This window comes from Brachybacterium sp. AOP42-C2-15, from assembly GCF_052377065.1.
GTDB lineage: Bacteria > Actinomycetota > Actinomycetes > Actinomycetales > Dermabacteraceae > Brachybacterium.
Genome location: NZ_JBQSWK010000097.1, coordinates 1 through 1,569, shown reverse-complemented (window position 1 = coordinate 1,569; position 1,569 = coordinate 1). Strand labels below are relative to the sequence as shown.

1 protein-coding gene is annotated in these 1,569 nt (G+C 67.8%); it reads right to left on the bottom strand.

What is annotated here, in order from left to right; all coding sequences use genetic code 11:
- Positions 1-34: 34 nt before the first annotated feature.
- Positions 35-1,437, bottom strand: a protein-coding gene (locus ACT3SQ_RS19175) for an IS3 family transposase (protein ID WP_420866756.1) whose coding sequence is annotated in 2 segments (ribosomal slippage) — positions 35-1,074 and positions 1,074-1,437 — 1,404 coding nt in all. Because the reading frame shifts where the segments join, the coding sequence is not laid out codon by codon here.
- Between the last annotated feature and the right edge of the window lie 132 nt (positions 1,438-1,569).

Genomic DNA, 1,569 nt, shown 5'->3' with positions numbered 1-1,569 from the left:
CGGAATTTGTCAAGGTGAATGAGGCCAGTGGGAGTCAGGCGGCGGTCTGGTAGGCCTGCTGGTCGTCGTGGTTGGCGGGCTTGTTGATCCAGGCTGCGTCGGGCAGCGTGAGGATCTTCGGGACGGCAGTTGGGGTGCTGAACCGTTCGGGGTGGGCGTTCCGGGCGGTGTTGAGGACGTCGGCGCGGTCGGCGGCCTTCGCGGCGGCGAGGCCGTAGTGAACCTCCGCCGGCGTGTGCAGGCCCAGACCGCCGTGGTGGTGCTCGTGGTTGTAGCGGTCGCGGAACGCGTCCATGAACGCCCTGGCATCGCTGAGAGAGCCGAATCGGTCGGGGAAGACCGGGGCGTACTTCAGCGTCTTGAACCAGGCCTCGGAGTAGGGGTTGTCGTTGGAGACCTTCGGGCGCGAGTGCGAGCGGGTGACCTCCAGATCGGCGAGCAGCGTCGCGACGGTCTTCGAGGTCATCGAGGTGCCGCGGTCGGCGTGGACCACCTCGGGGATGCCGTGGATGGCGAACACCTCGCGCATCATCTCCTCGGCCAGGGGCCCGGACTCGCGGGCGTGGACGTGGACGCCGACGAGGTAGCGGGAGTAGATATCGATCATCACGTAGGCGTCGTAGTAGACGCCCCGGACCGGGCCAGGCAGCTTGGTGATGTCCCAGGAATAGACCTGCCCAGGTGCCGTGGCGACCAGCTCGGGGATCGCCCTCGCCGGATGCCTGGCCTGCCTGCGACGCTCTGTGACCAGGGTGTTCTCCCGCAGTACCCGATACATCGTGGAGACCGAGCACAGGTAGATCCCACGGTCCAGCAACTCGGCGAAGATCTGTATCGGGGTGGCATCGACGAACTCGTCGCTGGTCAGCACCGCAAGCACCCTCGCCCGTTCGGTGCGCGAGAGCCGGTTGGCCGGCACCACCTCCCGCGGCACGGGTGGCCCCGGGCGCTGCTGCCGGCGACTGGCTGTCGCCCGCGAGATGCCGGTCAAGACCGACGCGGCCCGGGTGGGTGTCCCCTGGACGGTGAGGTCGGTGTAGGCGTTCATCAGCGCTTGTTGCGCTTGGTCTCGGTATCCGCGCTCTCGGAGATGTCCTCCAAGAGCGCGCGTGCTTTTCCCATGATCTCCAGCGCGGTCTCGGTGCGATCCAGGCGCTGCTGGGTCGTCTCCAGCTCGCGCCGCAACCGGGCGATCTCGGCCTGCTCCTTGCTGGGCCGGCCGATCGCCTGCCCGGGCTGTTTGCCCTGCAGCACGCCGGCATCGCGCAGCCGCCGCCACTCGGTGATCAACGAGGAATACAGGCCCTCGCGGCGCAGGTAGGCACCGCCTTGCTGCTGCTCGCAGGCCTCCTCGTAGGCGGCCAGGTGGGCGAGCTTCTGCTCGGGCGTGAACCGGCGACGGCGCGGACCATCGGCGCGGGGATGCGAACTGCTCATGGACCCATCATCGCGGGTCGACGACGGCAGCGTGGAGAGAGTCGAGATGCTCATCGGGGTCGTTCCTGATCTCGCCCTGCGAAGGCGGACTTGCTATGAACCACTGGTCTCAACTCACCCTGACACGCAGGG